This is a genomic window from Pustulibacterium marinum (assembly GCF_900116665.1).
Taxonomy (GTDB): domain Bacteria; phylum Bacteroidota; class Bacteroidia; order Flavobacteriales; family Flavobacteriaceae; genus Pustulibacterium; species Pustulibacterium marinum.
This window is the reverse complement of record NZ_FPBK01000017.1, coordinates 21,370-37,063: the sequence shown is the minus strand read 5'-3', so window position 1 is coordinate 37,063 and position 15,694 is coordinate 21,370. Positions and strand designations below refer to the sequence as shown.

Genomic DNA, 15,694 nt, shown 5'->3' with positions numbered 1-15,694 from the left:
AATTTACTTCTCTGTATTTCTGTAATAAATTTTACCTTCTAACCACTCTTGAACTGCTAAAGCATGTGGCTTTGGTAACTTTTCGTAGAATTTAGAAACTTCGATCTGCTCTTTGTTTTCGAAAATTTCTTCTAAGCTATCATTATAAGTAGCAAACTCTTCTAATTTTTCAATTAACTCTTTTTTGATCTCAGAGTTAATTTGAATAGAACGCTTTGCAACTACTGCAATAGCTTCATAAATATTTTCTGTTTGTGCATCAAACTCATTCTTGTTATAAGTAATTGTTGATGCTGGAGCTTCCGTCTTTTTTAAATCAATCATGTTCTTCTACTAATAATTAAATATTTATGATCTTTTACTTAATTCTTCTGTTATGCTTTCCTGAATCTTCGTTGCTTCATCAGAAAAACTGGTATTTGGATAATATTTTATTAAATCGTCATAAGCCTCTTGAGCTTGTTCTAGACGATCTTTTATTAAATATTCAAAACTATTTACTGCAAGTTCGTAAGTAGCTTCAAGCTTAACGAACAACGCTTCTTCTTTCAACTCAGACCCTGGATAATCCACCAAAAAGTTTTCTATAGATTTTATCGAAGACTTGTATTTAAAAGTCTTTTTGTATTGTTTGGCTATTTCTAGATCTTTCTTTTCTAATTTCTGCGTTAGATCTTGGACCAGTTGGTTGGTTTCTTGTAAATATTCAGAATTTGGATATTTATTAATGTAATTCTGCAGTTTATTTAAGGCGTCATACGTTTCTGTTTGATCTAAAGAGAATTTTGGACTAGTTAAATAAGTTGCTTTAGCTGAAAGATACGCTGCTTCTTGTGCCTTTGAACTTTTAGGATAAGAATTTGCAAAACGCTCAAATTGATACGCCGCCAAGTAATAATCGTTTACTTGATAAGCAGCATCAGCGTACATATACATGACACGCTCACCTTGTGGTTTACCCACATATTTTGGCAATATTTGTTCAAACAAGCGGTTGGCTTTACTATACTTCCCTTCGTTATACAATTGCTCTGCCATTGTATACTTCACTCCTGTATCCTCGCTTTTTAAAGCTTTTTGATATTCACTACAAGACGTAAAGGCAATAGCTATAGCTATTAGATAAACAATTTTTCTCATACTTTTAAGCATTCTGCAAAATTAGTTATTTCTATGATTTTTCAAAAGATTTTTTAAAGGTGCTAAATGTAATTTTTAAAATATACTTTTAACAGCGTTTTTTTCGATTTTAACGAGAATTTGGGATTGTTGTATTGAACTTATCATGATCAAATATCATTTCGCCTTCATCATTGAACATAAATGCCTTTTCAAATTTTTGATCTACAAGCAATTCACTTAATAAATAGGAATGTACTTGATGAACTTCTTGGTTAAAAGCATCATCATAAAAAGATATCAAAATAACAATCTCTGCATGTAAACGCTTTAAATCTTCCAGTTCGTATTTTTTCAACGGACTATTTTCATCTATTACATGAACTATGGTCCATGTTGTTGGAAGATACGTTATGGTATCTCGCTCTAAACTAAGTTGATAAAAACTACTTCTATATTCTTGCTTTTCTTCTTCCGAAAGTAATAATGTTGCCGTAACCTTTGGCCGAATCATGATACTTTTTTGGGTATTCATAACTCTAAACATGATGGCATTTTGCTCTTGAAACTCACGTAAAACAATGGAATTGCTAAATTTAACGTTGGCTTTGGGTTTTGAAAACCTACCATAAAGTAGCCCCGTTACAAAGGAGAAACATAACAATCCTAACATGGCTTCAAACGAAGAAACCAAACCTGTTAAAACTCCGTTTGGAGAAATCCCTCCATAGCCCACTGTAGTAATTGTTTGTGCCGAAAAGAAAAAGGCATTGAAAAAATCATGCAGCAAATCACCAGTAGACGGTGTTAACTTTTCTATACCAATGATAAGATAAATACAAGCAAACAGGATGTTGATAACCGTGTAACACAGTACTACCAAACTAAAAAATTTCAGCCACGATATTCCTATTAAATAAGAATACGTGGCCGAAATTGTATTGCTTTTATTTATATGTTTTATATTAAATGTCCCGTCTTTGTTTACATAGCGTTGAATATTTTTTGTAGAAAAATTTCCAAAACCGGGATCATTAATTTTTTTGGGCATTACACAGATATTGCATTAAATCTTTCCATGTAAAGATATATTTTTTCTTGTAATTCTGGAGTAGCTTCTACAAGTGGTAATCTTACACCAAGATCACAAATACCTCTTGCTTTCAACAAAGCTTTGATTCCTACAGGATTTCCTTCTTCAAAAATATAATCTATACTTGGCATTATTTTATATTGTAATTCAAAAGCTTTTTGGGTTCTTCCTAAAAGCCCAAAACGAATCATTTCTGAAAATTCTTTTGGTAAGCCTTGACCAATAACAGAAATTACACCAGATCCGCCCGCCAAGGTCATTGGTAATGCAATCATATCATCTCCTGAAATTACATGAAAATCTGCCGGTTTGTTACGGATGATTCTCATAGCTTGCGTTAAATCTCCAGAAGCTTCTTTGATGGCTACAATGTTTTCAAAATCATGCGCCAAACGCAAAACTGTATTTGGTAACATGTTGGAACCTGTTCTTCCCGGTACGTTGTACAAAATAATTGGCAAAGGAGATACTTCTGCAATTGCTTTGAAATGCTGATAAATCCCTTCTTGACTAGGTTTATTATAATATGGAGAAACAGATAGTATTCCATCATAAATAGACAAATCTGTTTCTTGAATTTCATTAACAACTGCCATAGTATTGTTACCACCCAATCCTAAGATCATTGGCACTCTTCCATTATTGGCAGAAGCTATTGTAGTTTTCACTAGCTCCTTTTCTTGTTTAGTTAAGGTTACACTTTCTGCCGTTGTACCTAGTACTACAAGATACTCTACACCATTCTCTATTACAGAATTCACCAAGCGCTCTAAAGCAGCAACATCTACTGTGCTGTCCGTTCTAAACGGAGTTACCAGCGCTACACCTGTTCCTAAAAATTTCGTTTGCATAACTACTTTGTTATTACTTGAAGATACGTTTTTAATTCTTTCAAAAACACATCTGTCTTTTTCGGTTCACAATTAATTATTATATCGTTACACCTTTGATCTACTTCAGGAAAGCCAGCTTTCATCAAAGCATTGCTACTGCCAGACACTACTAAAAGTGGAAATTTGTCTTTCGAAAAATAATTTATCAATACATCAAACTCAGTATTTATAAACTCCTGAACATGGTCTGATTTTATTTTTCCAAAAGCATTTATATCCTTCTTGGAATAGGTCTTTATAGCATCTATTTCATTTGTAGATGGCTCTTTCGTGTAACCTAACCAACGTACTTCTGCTTTAGGCAATCCCAGAATTGAGACTGTATTTTTTAACGCTTCAATATTTTCTAGGCTTTCTAAATCTACCAAGCAACCAATACGCTGAATTTTGTTGTAACTAAATCTATTATTTGGTTGATTTAGTTTCTTATTTAAAATTTTATCAATGAACTTTTCGCGAAAAGAATCTAAAATCATTTACATTTACAATTGTATATTGCAAATCTAAGCATTATTTAAATTTAACTTTCTGATACAACTACTTTTTAACCTATGAAAATCAAACATTTTGTTATATTTATAACTTTAAGTTGTTTTTTTAGCTGTACAGAACAACCAAAAGGTCTTAAAACCATTAAAGGAAAACAAATAAACATTAATAATGAGGTTAGTATCTCTAAAGAGATTGACAGTTTTATTACTCCTTTTAAACTTCAGATAGCGGCAGATTCTGTTTTAAATGCTTCACTTAGTTATGCTCCAAAAGTAATTCTGAAAGAATCTGATAAAATGAACTCTCCATTGGGTAATTTACTAGCTGATATTATTTACGAACAATCTGATTCTGTTTTCTATTCCGAAACAGGAAAACATGTAGATTTTGCGTTGTTAAATTATGGTGGAATTAGAGCAAACATACCTATCGGAAATATTACAAAAAAGCTTGTTTACAAGATAATGCCATTTGAAAATAAGATCATAATAGCTGAATTACCTTCGGAAGCCATAACAGAGCTACTCGCCTATTTAATTGAAAAAAAACGAGGACATCCCGTTTCTAAACAAATTCAATTGATCTTAGACAAAAATCGAAAGCTGAAAAAATTTACCATTAACGGTCAAAAAACTTCACCAAACAAAACCTACTTTGTAGCCACCTACGACTTTCTCTATAATGGTGGTGATGCAATGAATTTCTTTAAAAAATCGGTAAACACGTATCAAACAAATTATCTAGCGAGAGATGCTATGACTGATTATTTCATGAAAAAGGACACTATTATATCTAACACCGATGATCGCTTTATTATAAAATAAAGGTATATGAAAAGGAGAACATTTATTCAAAAAGCTGCTGCAGGAACTGCTTTTTTAAGTTTAGGAACACCTACACTAACCTCATGTAGTAATACAAATAAAAAACACATTACTATATTACACACAAACGATACGCATAGTCATATTGATAGTTTTCCTATAGATCACCCAGATTACCCCAATCAGGGTGGAGCGGCAAGAAGAGCAACCATTATTGAGAATATTCGAAAGGAAAATCCAAATACATTGTTACTAGATGCTGGAGACATCTTTCAAGGAACTCCTTATTTTAACTATTACGGTGGTGAATTGGAGTTCAAAATTATGAGCATGCTTCGGTATGATGTAGCCACACTTGGAAATCATGATTTTGACAATGGAATTGATGGCTTGTTCAACCAATTACCAAATGCTAAATTTCATTTTGTGAATTCAAACTATGTGTTTACTAACACTAAATTAGATACACATATAAAGCCTTATAAAATATTTGTAAGAGACGGCATTACCATTGGTGTTTTTGGTCTTGGCGTAGAACTGGAAGGCCTTGTAAATAAAGACAACTACAAAGATATTCTTTATCTTGATCCTATTGAAATTGCAACCGATATGGCAAGAGAATTAAAAGAAGATCATGAATGTGATCTGGTCATATGCCTGTCGCATTTGGGGTATTATTTTGCTGATAAACCAGAGAAAGTGTGTGACCTTTCGTTAGCTCAAAATACTGAAAATATTGATTTAATTATTGGAGGACATACCCATACGTTTCTTGAAAAACCAATGATCCTCAAAAACAAAAACAATGAAGATGTATTGGTTAATCAGGTTGGTTGCTATGGCATTAATGTGGGAAGAATTGATTTCTATTTTGATGACACATCCATAGTACAAAAAGAAGGTAAATCCATAATCATTTAATCACTCAGTTGACTCAAGTAACTAATTTTCACTTCTATTTTCTCAATCCTTAAAATATAAATAGCTAAAAGTAAATGGAATGACGTAAATAAATTATTTAGCGCTATAGATTCTATCCAATCTACTTCAATTACAAAAGTACTATATGCATAAAGTACGGTAATAACAGCTATGATAAGGCTTGAAATCATTAAAATAAAATTTTCTTTGGTTTGTTTCACAACATAACTTTTGATTCCCAATACGATGAAAACTCCCATAAAAAAGTTGTACACTATAATGGCTTCTGATATTGGCATGTATTCACTAAACCAAAAGAAGAACCCAATGTAAATGAACATAAACGGAATAGCAACATAAAGAACGGCCTTCATTTTAAAATCCACCAAACCTTTCAATACTCTATAACTATAATAGAAAAGAGCTAAACCATACAAAAAGATACTTAGATCTTCATAGCCTATAAAAAATGTATTGATTACGTCTGCGCTAAAAAGAGTTATCAATACTATTACATAAAGCAGATTCACGAATTCCGTCTTAAAAATATAATAAAACGCTATAAATGGAATCGTTAAGACTTCCATAATTTTCATATAGTGTTCAAACGAAAAATAATCCAATATGGAATACGCCACCGTTTGTACAATAGCTAATACTAGAAATATGGGAGCAATTTTTGGTTTCACTCTAAATCATCTCTTTAAAATCATATTCCGAAATCACAGGAATGTTCAGCTTTTCTGCTTTTTCGCGCTTGCTTGGTCCCATGTTATCTCCGGCAATCACATAACTTGTTTTAGAAGAAATAGACGAAGCTACTTTTCCACCATTATCTTCAATCATTTTTTTCAATTCATTTCTGGAAACCGATTCAAAAACACCCGAAACCACAAATGATTTTCCAACCAAAGTATCCGATTGATTTTCCAATGCTGCTGCAGAAATAGCTAACTGAACTCCGTAAGATTTCAATCGACTAATCAATTCAATATTTACTTCGTTCGATAGAAAATCGACCACACTTTCGGCTATCTTCACTCCTATTTCATCCACAGCCACCAAGTCTTCCAAACTTGCTGCTTGAATAGCTTCAATATTTTTATAATGTTTGGCTAGTTTTTTTGCAACCGTTTCTCCAACGTATCTAATTCCTAATGCAAACAACACACGCTCAAACGGAATCTCTTTAGATTTCTCAACACCAGCGACCAAATTCTCAGCACTTTTTTGCGCCATTCGCTCTAACGGTACAATATCGGCAACTTTCAATTCATACAAGTCTGCATAATTATGAATCAAGCCTTCTTTGAAAAGCAATTCTACAGTTTCGCCTCCCAAACCTTCAATATCCATGGCTTTTCTAGAAATATAATGCTGAATACGCCCCGTAATTTGTGGCGGACAACCGGTATAATTTGGACAATAATGTTGTGCTTCACCTTCTTTTCGGATGAGCTCTGCACCGCATTCAGGACAATGTGTAATGTAGTTGGTAGGTTCTGAATCTAAACTTCGTTTGGCAAAATCTACCCCAACAATTTTCGGTATAATTTCTCCTCCTTTTTCCACAAACACTTCGTCGCCTTCACGAATATCTAGTTTCGCAATTTGATCTGCATTGTGTAACGAAGCTCTTTTCACCGTAGTTCCGGCCAACAAAACAGGCTCTAAATTAGCCACCGGAGTAATAGCTCCCGTACGCCCAACTTGATAGGTAATTTCGTTGAGTTTGGTTGCTACTTGCTCTGCTTTAAATTTATACGCCATGGCCCAACGCGGCGCTTTGGCGGTGTATCCTAACTCTTCCTGATGTTGCAATGAGTTTACTTTGATCACTACGCCGTCGGTTTCGTATGGTAAATCATGTCGGTGTACATCCCAGTAATTCACAAACTCCATCACTTCTGCTGTAGATTTGCATAATTTGGCTTCTTTGGGAACTTTAAATCCCCAACCTCTTGCTTTTTCTAAACCTTCGTATTGCGATTGAATGCCTAAATTTTCACCAACAATATAATACAATAAACAATCTAGCGGACGCTTGGAAACTTCCGAACTGTCTTGCAACTTCAAACTCCCACTGGCGGTATTTCTAGGATTCATGTACGGATCTTCCCCAGCTTCTAACCTAGCCTGATTCATTTGCGCAAAACCTTCGTGTGGCAAAATAATTTCACCACGAATGTCAAATTTCGGAGGAAAATCACCTTTCAACTTCAATGGAACCGAACGAATGGTTTTCACATTATTGGTTACATCATCTCCTTGAAATCCGTCTCCACGAGTGACCGCTTTTACCAAAACACCATTTTCATAGGTTATGCTGATAGAAGCGCCATCGTATTTCAATTCACAAGTAAACTCAACCGAAGCATCACCCACAATTTTTTGAATACGCTTTTCCCAATCTTCCAAGTCTTCTTTGGAATACGAATTATCTAACGAATACATTCTGTGCTCATGCACCACAGTTTCAAAATTCTTGGTGATCATTCCACCTACGCGAACCGAAGGCGAATTGGCATCGTACAACTCTGGATATTGCGCTTCCAGAGCCTGCAATTCTTTCAATTTCATATCAAATTCATAATCTGAAATTGAAGGATTATCTAAAACGTAGTATTGATAGTTATGATGGGTTAGCTCTTCTCTAAGCTGTGTGATTTGTTCTTTTGCTGACATGCTTACAATTTTATCGCTTTTAGCATTCTAAAATTACCTCTTAAATCTTTTCGGATTTCTACATTGTAAAATCCTTTACTTTCAACCATTTTCTGGGTCTCTTCTGCAAGATATTGATTGATTTCGAAATATAAAACTCCACCTTGAATCAACTTTTCACTTGCGAAATCTGCAATTCGAACGTAAAAAATCAACGGATCTTCATCGGTGACAAAAAGCGCTGTTTTGGGTTCATATTGCAACACATTATTGCGCATATCTCGTTTTTCGGTATTTCGAACATACGGTGGATTCGAAACCACCACATGCAAACTTTCGTTTTGAAAAAGTGCATTACTCTCTTCCACATTCAAAATATCTTGTTGCACAAAATTCACAGTAACTGAATTCAACTGTGCATTTTCATGAGCCACTTTTAAAGCGCCTTCTGATAAGTCAATGGCAGAAACTTCTGCTTTAGACAGCTTATTTGCTATGGAGATGGCTATACAACCACTTCCAGTTCCAATATCCAAAATACGTTGCGATTGGTTTTCTGAAGCTTTTACGTCTTGCACAATCCAATCTACCAATTCTTCGGTTTCTGGTCTTGGAATTAGCGTATCTTCATTCACTAAAAATTCCAATTCGTAAAATTCCGTTTTCCCTATAATATATTGAATGGGTCTTTCTACTTTCAATTCCTCCAAAGCTTGTTGCATCTTTGCTAAATCAGTCGCAGTTAATTCCAAATCTGGTCGCAAAGCCAATTGCAATCTATTAATTCCCAAAAAAGCTTCCGTCAACATAAAAAAGAAAGTATTCACTTCTCCTTTCTCATAAAGTGAAGACAAGGTTTCTTGAAATTGTTTATGGAATTCTTTTAATTTCATGATAGTTTTTTAAGCATCCAAACCGGACAAGACGTATGACCGGTGCAACCCATAGGCGCATCTAAATATTCAAATCCGGCTTTCTTATACAATTTCTGAGCAGCGTGCATAAAAGGCATCGTTTCAATATAGCAAAATTCAAAACCATAATCCTTTGCTTTTTGCAGACAGGTTTTCATCATTTCTAAACCAACTCCTTTTCCACGCGCTTTTGGAGAAAAATACATCTTTTGTAACTCGCAATATTCAGCAGCTTCATTTGCCAAGGGTCCTACTCCAGCTCCTCCCAACAATTCTCCATTTTCTTCCACCACAAAATAGCAAGCTCTATCTATTTCATAGGCTTCAAACATATGATTCAGTGCTTCGTCTTCATAAGCTGTACCGACTTTGGGAATTTCAAGCTCATCAAACACTGCTCTAATGAGTGCTGCAACGGCTTCATTATCTTTTGGTTGAATTTCTCGGATTTTCATGAGGGGGTTTCTCTTTAGAAAATGGTATTTTTGCGGTGTGAAGATACATGAAAAATACCTAAATCGCTGCATTGAACTAGCGAAAAACGGACTCGGAAACACGTACCCAAACCCAATGGTTGGTAGTGTTATTGTACATTCTGACAAAATTATAGGAGAAGGATGGCATCAACGTGCAGGCGAACCTCATGCCGAGGTAAATGCTGTCAATTCTGTAAAAAACAAAGAGCTACTTTCTGAAGCTACTATTTACGTAAGTTTAGAACCTTGCAGCCATTTTGGAAAAACGCCACCTTGTTCTGATTTGATCATTTCAAAAGGAATTAAAAATGTGGTGATTGGCATGGTAGATCCGTTTGAAGAAGTTGCCGGTCGTGGTATTAAAAAACTCATGGAAGCTGGCCATAATGTAACCATCGGAATTCTAGAAGATGAATGCCAAGAACTCAACAAACGTTTCATTACGTTTCACACCAAAAAAAGACCGTATATCTTCTTGAAATGGGCGCAATCTAAAGATGGATTTTTAGCTCCTAAAACCAAAGATGAACAAAAACCCGTTTGGATTACTAATGCATTTTCGAAACAATTGGTGCACAAATGGCGCAGCGAAGAACAAGCCATTTTAGTAGGAACTGAAACTGCGTTGGCCGATAATCCTTCGCTTACCACGAGAGAATGGAATGGGAAAAATCCGGTTCGGGTGGTTTTAGACAAAAACCTTCGCCTTCCGCAAGAATTGGCCATTTTTAATTCGGAAGCAAAAACTATTGTGATTACTGCTGAAACAAAAGAAAATTCAGAATCTATTCATTTTGAAAAAATAGATTTCTTAAAACCAATCGCTCAGCAAATTTGTGACGTACTTTACAGGCACAATTTACAAAGCTTGATTGTAGAAGGCGGACAACAAACGCTTCAAACTTTTATAGATGAAGACTTCTGGGATGAAGCTTTTGTTTTTGAAGGAAACCTAATTTTTGAAGATGGAACGAAAGCACCTTCTTTAAAAAATCAAGAAATTACAAGCGCAACAAGCATTGAAAAAGATCAACTAACAACATACAAACACGCATGATTCAAAACATTATTTTTGATTTTGGTGATGTGTTCATCAATTTAAATAAAACCGAAACTGTAGCAAGACTCTCCAAAAAATTCGGGGCATTTGAACTTTCGGAAGAAATGATTGCTAAAAACGACGCCTACGAAATGGGCTTGTTAACCACTGAAGAATTTGTAGCGTATTATCAAAGTATTTTTCCAACAGCAACAGAATCTGAATTGATTGATGCTTGGAATGCCATTATGCTAGATATTCCCGAACACCGTTTGGAATTTATTGAAGCCTTGGCTGCCGAAAAAAAATACAAACTGTTTTTATTAAGCAACACCAACGATTTACATATTGAATACACCATTAAAACTTTTGGTGAAGAAAAATGGAATCGATTCAAAGCTTGTTTTGATGTGTTTTATTTGTCGTACGAAATCAATTTTAGAAAACCGAATGCTGACATTTTTGAATTTGTATTGAATGAAAATAATTTGAATCCGGCAGAAACACTTTTCATAGATGATACGCTAGAACATATAGAAACAGCAAAATCATTGGGCATTCAGACTTGGAATTTAATTCCCGGTACAAATGACATCACTGAACTTTTTGATCAACCTTTCGACTTTAAAAAATAACATCCGATTTGCAAGAAGACGTATACAAAACGATCACCGAAGCCACAGAAGAAGTTTTATTTAAAGACAAAAACAGCAAATTTTTTGGCTATGCATTTCCGGTAAGTTCAGAAGACGAAATCAAAGAACTGCTGGAAGAAATTAAGAAAAAACACTACAATGCCCGCCATTGGTGTTATGCCTGGCAATTGGGTACAGAAAGTATTCAGTACCGCGCCAATGACGATGGCGAACCTAACAATTCTGCCGGAATGCCTATTTATGGGCAAATTCAATCTTTTGAAGTGACCAACCTTCTTATTATTGTAGTTCGGTATTTTGGTGGAGTTAAATTAGGAGTTCCCGGACTTATCAACGCCTACCGAACGGCAGCGCAAATGGCCATGGAAGTTGCCAACATAGAAGAACGCACCATCGATTTTCAATACAAAATTAGTTTTGAATACAAAGACATGAACAATGTGATGCGCGTGATCAAAGAAAAAAATCTCACAGTAATTTCTCAAACATTGGAAATGAGCTGCGAGATTTTAATAGCGGTTCGTAAAACAGAAGCCGAGGCTTGCGAACAAGCATTCGTACCATTTTACGAGGTTACATTAAAGCGAATTTTGTAATTTTTTCAGTATATATTCAGGACATTTAATAGGCTTTCGCGTATCTTTAGAAACAAACGCTAGAACTACATTTGCAGTAGCTAAAACCTCTCTTTTTTCATTGGTTATTTCATACTTAAAATCAATCTTCACTGTCGGTAATTTCTCTAACGAGGTTTCAATAAAAATAAGTTCATCATAATAGGCTGATTTCTTATAATTGATGGTCATTGTAATTACCGGTAACATAATTCCATTATCTTCCATATTTTTATAAGAAACACCTATACTTCTTAATAGCTCTGTACGTCCCATTTCTAGGAACTGCGCGTAGTTTCCGTGGTATACAACCCCCATCTGATCGGTTTCTGCATAACGAATTCTTGTTGAAATTTTATTAGAAATAATCATAAAATATTGATAATTATCATTGTTAACAAAGCGTTAATTTAAGGTTAGTTAGCCTTAGTCTTTTTTTTCAAAAATTCAACCCCCAATAGGTTTTTTTTTTCAATTTTTTGTTCACATATTTGTCCTACTTAAAGCTGAGGAATTTTTATTGTTCTTACCCACTGTTACAGAACAAATTATCGAAAAAATTAGAGAAAGAATGAACGAAACTGCTAAATCGGTCTGGGACAACTGTCTCAATTTTATAAAGGACAACATTCAACCACAAGCATATAAAACTTGGTTTGAACCTATACAAGCAGTTAAGTTAACAGACAATGCTTTAAGTATTCAAGTACCTAGTAAATTTTTCTATGAATGGTTAGAAGAACACTATGTGAAATTGTTAAAAGTTGCTTTAACAAAAGAACTTGGTGAAAACGCAAAGTTAGTGTACATAATTCGAATGGAAAACACTTATGGCAATAAACAACCGTTCACCGAAAAAATTCCTAGTACCAACAGACCTTCGATGCCTTCACAAGAACTAGATGTTCCTTTGAAAAATAAGAATCCGGAATTGAAAAATCCGTTTGTGATTCCTGGTATTCGTAATGTAAAAATTGAATCGCAATTAAATCCAAATTACAGCTTTGACAATTTCTTAGAAGGAGACTCTAACCGTTTGGCAAGATCTGCAGGATTAGCCGTTGCTAAAAAACCGGGAGGAACTTCTTTCAATCCATTGCTAGTTTTTGGTGGTGTTGGTTTGGGTAAAACACACTTAGCACATGCTATTGGTGTTGAAATTAAAGATAAATATCCTGAAAAAACCGTACTGTACATTTCTGCAGAGAAGTTTACACAACAATATATAGAATCGGTTAAGAAAAATACTAGAAACGACTTTATTCATTTCTATCAATTAATTGATGTATTGATTATTGACGACGTTCAGTTTTTCTCAGGAAAATCAGGGACACAAGATGTGTTCTTCCATATATTTAACCACTTGCACCAAAACGGTAAGCAAGTGATTTTAACATCGGACAAAGCTCCTGTTGACATGCAAGATATTGAGCAACGCTTGTTATCTCGTTTCAAATGGGGATTGTCTGCCGAATTGCAAAGTCCGGATTACGAAACTCGTATTTCTATCTTGAAAAACAAACTATACCGTGACGGTGTAGAAATGCCTGAAGAAATTATAGACTACGTTGCTAAAAATATCAAATCGAATGTACGTGAGTTAGAAGGCGCTGTAATTTCGTTAATTGCACAGTCTTCTTTCAACAAAAAAGAAGTAACATTAGATTTGGCACAACAGATTGTTGAAAAATTTGTAAAAAACACCAAGCGCGAAGTTTCTATCGATTACATTCAGAAAATCGTTTCAGATTACTTCCAAATGGATGTGGCTACTTTGCAATCTAAAACTAGAAAAAGACACATTGTACAGGCCAGACAATTGGCCATGTTTTTTGCTAAAAAATACACCAAAGCCTCATTAGCAAGTATTGGTTCTCAGATAGGAAAAAGAGACCACGCTACCGTATTGCACGCTTGCAAAACCGTAGATAATCTTGCCGAAACCGATAAACAATTCAAAAAGTATATTGAAGATATTTCAAAAAAACTTACACTGTAATGAAAACCAAAATTCTAATGGTATGTTTAGGAAACATCTGCCGGTCTCCTTTAGCAGAAGGTATTTTTAAACACCGTTTGGATCCAGAAAAATTTGAAATTGATTCCGCCGGAACCGGAAGTTGGCATGTAGGCGATTTACCCGATAGCAGATCTATTGCTATTGCCAATGAAAACGGAATTGACATTACCACACAACGTTGCCGTCAATTTAAACAATCAGACTTTCAAGAGTTTGATTTTATTTTTGTGATGGATAGAAGTAATTACAACAACGTCATAGAACTCGCTAATTCACAAGAAGAAGAACAAAAAGTTGACTTTTTATTGAACTTAACACAACCCGGACAAAATTTAGCAGTGCCCGATCCTTATTACGGAGGCGATCAAGGTTTTGCCAATGTTTTTCAAATGATTGATTTGGCTTGTGATGCCTTTATAGAACAATACGCTTAAAACACTACAACATGAATACGTACGGTAAAGTATATTTGATTCCTACCACTTTAGGAGAAAACGATCCTATGGAAGTGTTGCCACTTACCGTAAAACGTGTGATTGAGCAAGTAGATGAATACATTGTTGAAAACGGAAAAACCGCTCGTAGATTCATTAAAAAAATCTGTCCGGAAAAATCACAACCGAGTTTAACGCTTCATATTATCAATAAATACACAGAAGCATCAGAACTTCCTTCTTTTTTAGACAATTGCTTACAAGGAAAAGATGTCGGCATTATTTCGGAAGCTGGTTGTCCTGGTGTTGCAGATCCTGGGGCTGATGTCGTAAAAATTGCCCATAGCAAAGGGATTCAAGTGGTTCCGTTAGTAGGACCTTCTTCTATTTTAATGGCAGTGATGGCTAGCGGAATGAACGGACAAAGTTTTGCCTTCAATGGTTATTTACCAATTGATAAAGGCGAAAAGAAAAACGCTTTGAAAAATTTAGAACGCAAATCTAAAGAGATCAATCAGTCGCAATTGTTTATTGAAACGCCTTACCGCAACAATCAATTGCTAGAAAGTATGTGTAGTATTTTGCAAAATCAGACGCAATTGTGTGTGGCTTGCGATATTAGTTTACCAACCGAATATATTAAAACACAAAGTATTGCCGAGTGGAAAAAAACGAAAGTAGATTTACACAAACGTCCGGCTATCTTTATGATTCATTTGTTTTAAAGCTTTTTCGCTTCTTCCCAGAAAACATCCATTTCGGCCAGCGTCATATCTTGTAACGATTTGCCTAATTCAGCAGCTTTGGTTTCCAAATACTGAAAACGCTTGATGAATTTTTTATTGGTACGCTCCAAAGCATTTTCCGGATCTACTTTTAAGAAACGTGCATAATTGATCATACTAAACAACACATCCCCAAATTCCGCTTCGGTTTTGTCAGCATCTGCTTTAGCAACTTCCTCTTGCAACTCTGCCAACTCTTCCTGTAACTTTTCAAAAACCTGTTGTGGTTCTTCCCAATCAAATCCTACTCCGGAAACTTTATCCTGAATTCGATTGGCTTTTACCAATGCCGGCAAACTTTTAGGAACTCCTTCCAACACACTTTTCTTGCCTTCTTTCAGCTTCAGTTTTTCCCAATTTTCCTTTACCTGCTTAGCATCTTCCACTTTAGTATCTCCATAAATATGCGGATGACGGTAAATCAACTTCTCACAAAGTGAATTGATCACATCAGCAATATCAAAGTCATTAGTTTCGCTACCAATTTTAGCGTAAAACACAATATGCAACAACACATCGCCCAATTCCTTCTTAATTTCCGGCAAGTCTTTATCCAAAATGGCATCGCCCAACTCGTAGGTTTCTTCAATGGTCAACGGGCGCAAAGTTTCCATAGTTTGCTTTCGATCCCACGGACATTGCTCACGCAACTCATCCATAATGGTTAACAATCGGTCAAAGGCTTCTAATTGTGCTTTTCTGTTGTTCATAATATTTTGTTTTTTGGGCGTTCCGGCGGAGCCGTCGCGC

19 protein-coding genes are annotated in these 15,694 nt (G+C 35.1%); 8 read left to right on the top strand and 11 right to left on the bottom strand.

Going from position 1 to position 15,694, the window contains the following annotated elements; all coding sequences use genetic code 11:
• Positions 1 to 3: 3 nt before the first annotated feature.
• The 5 genes from BM383_RS16700 to BM383_RS16680 all read right to left on the bottom strand — a co-directional run bounded on the left by BM383_RS16700 (position 4) and on the right by BM383_RS16680 (position 3,581).
• The gene (locus BM383_RS16700) at positions 4 to 324 is read right to left on the bottom strand and encodes a DNA-directed RNA polymerase subunit omega (RefSeq protein ID WP_093026292.1); all 321 of its coding nucleotides are present in this window, start codon (positions 322 to 324) and stop codon (positions 4 to 6) included.
• A 24-nt stretch (positions 325 to 348) separates the two neighbouring features.
• Positions 349 to 1,140: an outer membrane protein assembly factor BamD gene (locus BM383_RS16695; protein WP_093026291.1), complete on the bottom strand. Its 792-nt coding sequence runs from the start codon at positions 1,138 to 1,140 to the stop codon at positions 349 to 351.
• Positions 1,141 to 1,249: 109 nt separating this feature from the next.
• On the bottom strand, positions 1,250 to 2,170 hold the full coding sequence (locus tag BM383_RS16690) for an ion channel (protein ID WP_093026290.1): 921 nt from the start codon (positions 2,168 to 2,170) through the stop codon (positions 1,250 to 1,252).
• Entirely contained in the window at positions 2,170 to 3,063 is an 894-nt protein-coding gene (gene dapA / locus BM383_RS16685) for a 4-hydroxy-tetrahydrodipicolinate synthase (RefSeq protein ID WP_093026289.1), read from the bottom strand. Before dapA ends, BM383_RS16690 begins: the two co-directional genes overlap by 1 nt.
• A gap of 2 nt (positions 3,064 to 3,065) precedes the next feature.
• Entirely contained in the window at positions 3,066 to 3,581 is a 516-nt protein-coding gene (locus BM383_RS16680; RefSeq protein ID WP_093026288.1) for a DUF6913 domain-containing protein, read from the bottom strand.
• Positions 3,582 to 3,656: 75 nt separating this feature from the next.
• On the opposite strand from BM383_RS16680, the gene BM383_RS16675 reads away from it, so the two are divergent.
• Together BM383_RS16675 and BM383_RS16670 are read left to right on the top strand one after the other, a co-directional pair.
• Positions 3,657 to 4,421, top strand: a complete 765-nt coding sequence (locus BM383_RS16675; RefSeq protein WP_093026287.1) for a 5'-nucleotidase C-terminal domain-containing protein — start codon at positions 3,657 to 3,659, stop codon at positions 4,419 to 4,421.
• A 6-nt stretch (positions 4,422 to 4,427) separates the two neighbouring features.
• Positions 4,428 to 5,342 carry a bifunctional metallophosphatase/5'-nucleotidase gene (locus BM383_RS16670; protein WP_093026286.1) on the top strand — a complete coding sequence of 305 codons (915 nt, stop codon included), beginning with the start codon at positions 4,428 to 4,430 and terminating at the stop codon, positions 5,340 to 5,342.
• Here BM383_RS16670 and BM383_RS16665 read toward each other — a convergent pair.
• The 4 genes from BM383_RS16665 to BM383_RS16650 are packed head-to-tail and all read right to left on the bottom strand — an operon-like array spanning position 5,339 to position 9,375.
• Complete coding sequence (locus BM383_RS16665) at positions 5,339 to 6,031, bottom strand: hypothetical protein (protein WP_093026285.1); 693 nt, start codon at positions 6,029 to 6,031, stop codon at positions 5,339 to 5,341. The two genes, BM383_RS16670 and BM383_RS16665, sit on opposite strands and share 4 nt — an antisense overlap.
• 1 nt (position 6,032) lies before the next feature.
• Positions 6,033 to 8,027 (bottom strand): NAD-dependent DNA ligase LigA, encoded by a 1,995-nt coding sequence (gene ligA, locus BM383_RS16660; protein WP_093026284.1) that lies wholly within the window; start codon positions 8,025 to 8,027, stop codon positions 6,033 to 6,035.
• Between the two features lie 2 nt (positions 8,028 to 8,029).
• Positions 8,030 to 8,899, bottom strand: coding sequence for a peptide chain release factor N(5)-glutamine methyltransferase (prmC, locus tag BM383_RS16655; RefSeq protein WP_093026283.1), 870 nt, complete (start codon positions 8,897 to 8,899; stop codon positions 8,030 to 8,032).
• Positions 8,896 to 9,375 carry a GNAT family N-acetyltransferase gene (locus BM383_RS16650; protein WP_093026282.1) on the bottom strand — a complete coding sequence of 160 codons (480 nt, stop codon included), beginning with the start codon at positions 9,373 to 9,375 and terminating at the stop codon, positions 8,896 to 8,898. The genes prmC and BM383_RS16650 overlap by 4 nt, the downstream gene beginning before the upstream one ends.
• A 37-nt stretch (positions 9,376 to 9,412) precedes the next feature.
• Between BM383_RS16650 and ribD the strand changes: the two genes are divergently transcribed.
• Genes ribD through BM383_RS16635 form a run of 3 tightly spaced genes read left to right on the top strand, consistent with a single transcriptional unit; the run spans position 9,413 to position 11,687 of the window.
• Positions 9,413 to 10,453 carry a bifunctional diaminohydroxyphosphoribosylaminopyrimidine deaminase/5-amino-6-(5-phosphoribosylamino)uracil reductase RibD gene (ribD, locus tag BM383_RS16645; RefSeq protein WP_093026323.1) on the top strand — a complete coding sequence of 347 codons (1,041 nt, stop codon included), beginning with the start codon at positions 9,413 to 9,415 and terminating at the stop codon, positions 10,451 to 10,453.
• Positions 10,450 to 11,070, top strand: a complete 621-nt coding sequence (locus tag BM383_RS16640; protein WP_093026281.1) for an HAD family hydrolase — start codon at positions 10,450 to 10,452, stop codon at positions 11,068 to 11,070. Before ribD ends, BM383_RS16640 begins: the two co-directional genes overlap by 4 nt.
• Positions 11,071 to 11,078: 8 nt before the next feature.
• Positions 11,079 to 11,687, top strand: a complete 609-nt coding sequence (locus BM383_RS16635) for an IMPACT family protein (RefSeq protein ID WP_093026280.1) — start codon at positions 11,079 to 11,081, stop codon at positions 11,685 to 11,687.
• Here BM383_RS16635 and BM383_RS16630 read toward each other — a convergent pair.
• Positions 11,670 to 12,077 carry an acyl-CoA thioesterase gene (locus BM383_RS16630; RefSeq protein ID WP_093026279.1) on the bottom strand — a complete coding sequence of 136 codons (408 nt, stop codon included), beginning with the start codon at positions 12,075 to 12,077 and terminating at the stop codon, positions 11,670 to 11,672. The genes BM383_RS16635 and BM383_RS16630 overlap by 18 nt on opposite strands.
• Before the next feature lie 199 nt (positions 12,078 to 12,276).
• Between BM383_RS16630 and dnaA the strand changes: the two genes are divergently transcribed.
• The 3 genes from dnaA to BM383_RS16615 are packed head-to-tail and all read left to right on the top strand — an operon-like array spanning position 12,277 to position 14,884.
• Complete coding sequence (gene dnaA / locus BM383_RS16625) at positions 12,277 to 13,704, top strand: chromosomal replication initiator protein DnaA (RefSeq protein ID WP_093026322.1); 1,428 nt, start codon at positions 12,277 to 12,279, stop codon at positions 13,702 to 13,704.
• Positions 13,704 to 14,159: a low molecular weight protein-tyrosine-phosphatase gene (locus BM383_RS16620; protein WP_093026278.1), complete on the top strand. Its 456-nt coding sequence runs from the start codon at positions 13,704 to 13,706 to the stop codon at positions 14,157 to 14,159. The genes dnaA and BM383_RS16620 overlap by 1 nt, the downstream gene beginning before the upstream one ends.
• Positions 14,160 to 14,170: 11 nt before the next feature.
• Positions 14,171 to 14,884 (top strand): SAM-dependent methyltransferase, encoded by a 714-nt coding sequence (locus BM383_RS16615; RefSeq protein ID WP_093026277.1) that lies wholly within the window; start codon positions 14,171 to 14,173, stop codon positions 14,882 to 14,884.
• On the opposite strand, the gene mazG is transcribed toward BM383_RS16615, so the two are convergent.
• Positions 14,881 to 15,654, bottom strand: a complete 774-nt coding sequence (mazG, locus tag BM383_RS16610; RefSeq protein ID WP_093026276.1) for a nucleoside triphosphate pyrophosphohydrolase — start codon at positions 15,652 to 15,654, stop codon at positions 14,881 to 14,883. The genes BM383_RS16615 and mazG overlap by 4 nt on opposite strands.
• Positions 15,655 to 15,694 lie beyond the last annotated feature (40 nt).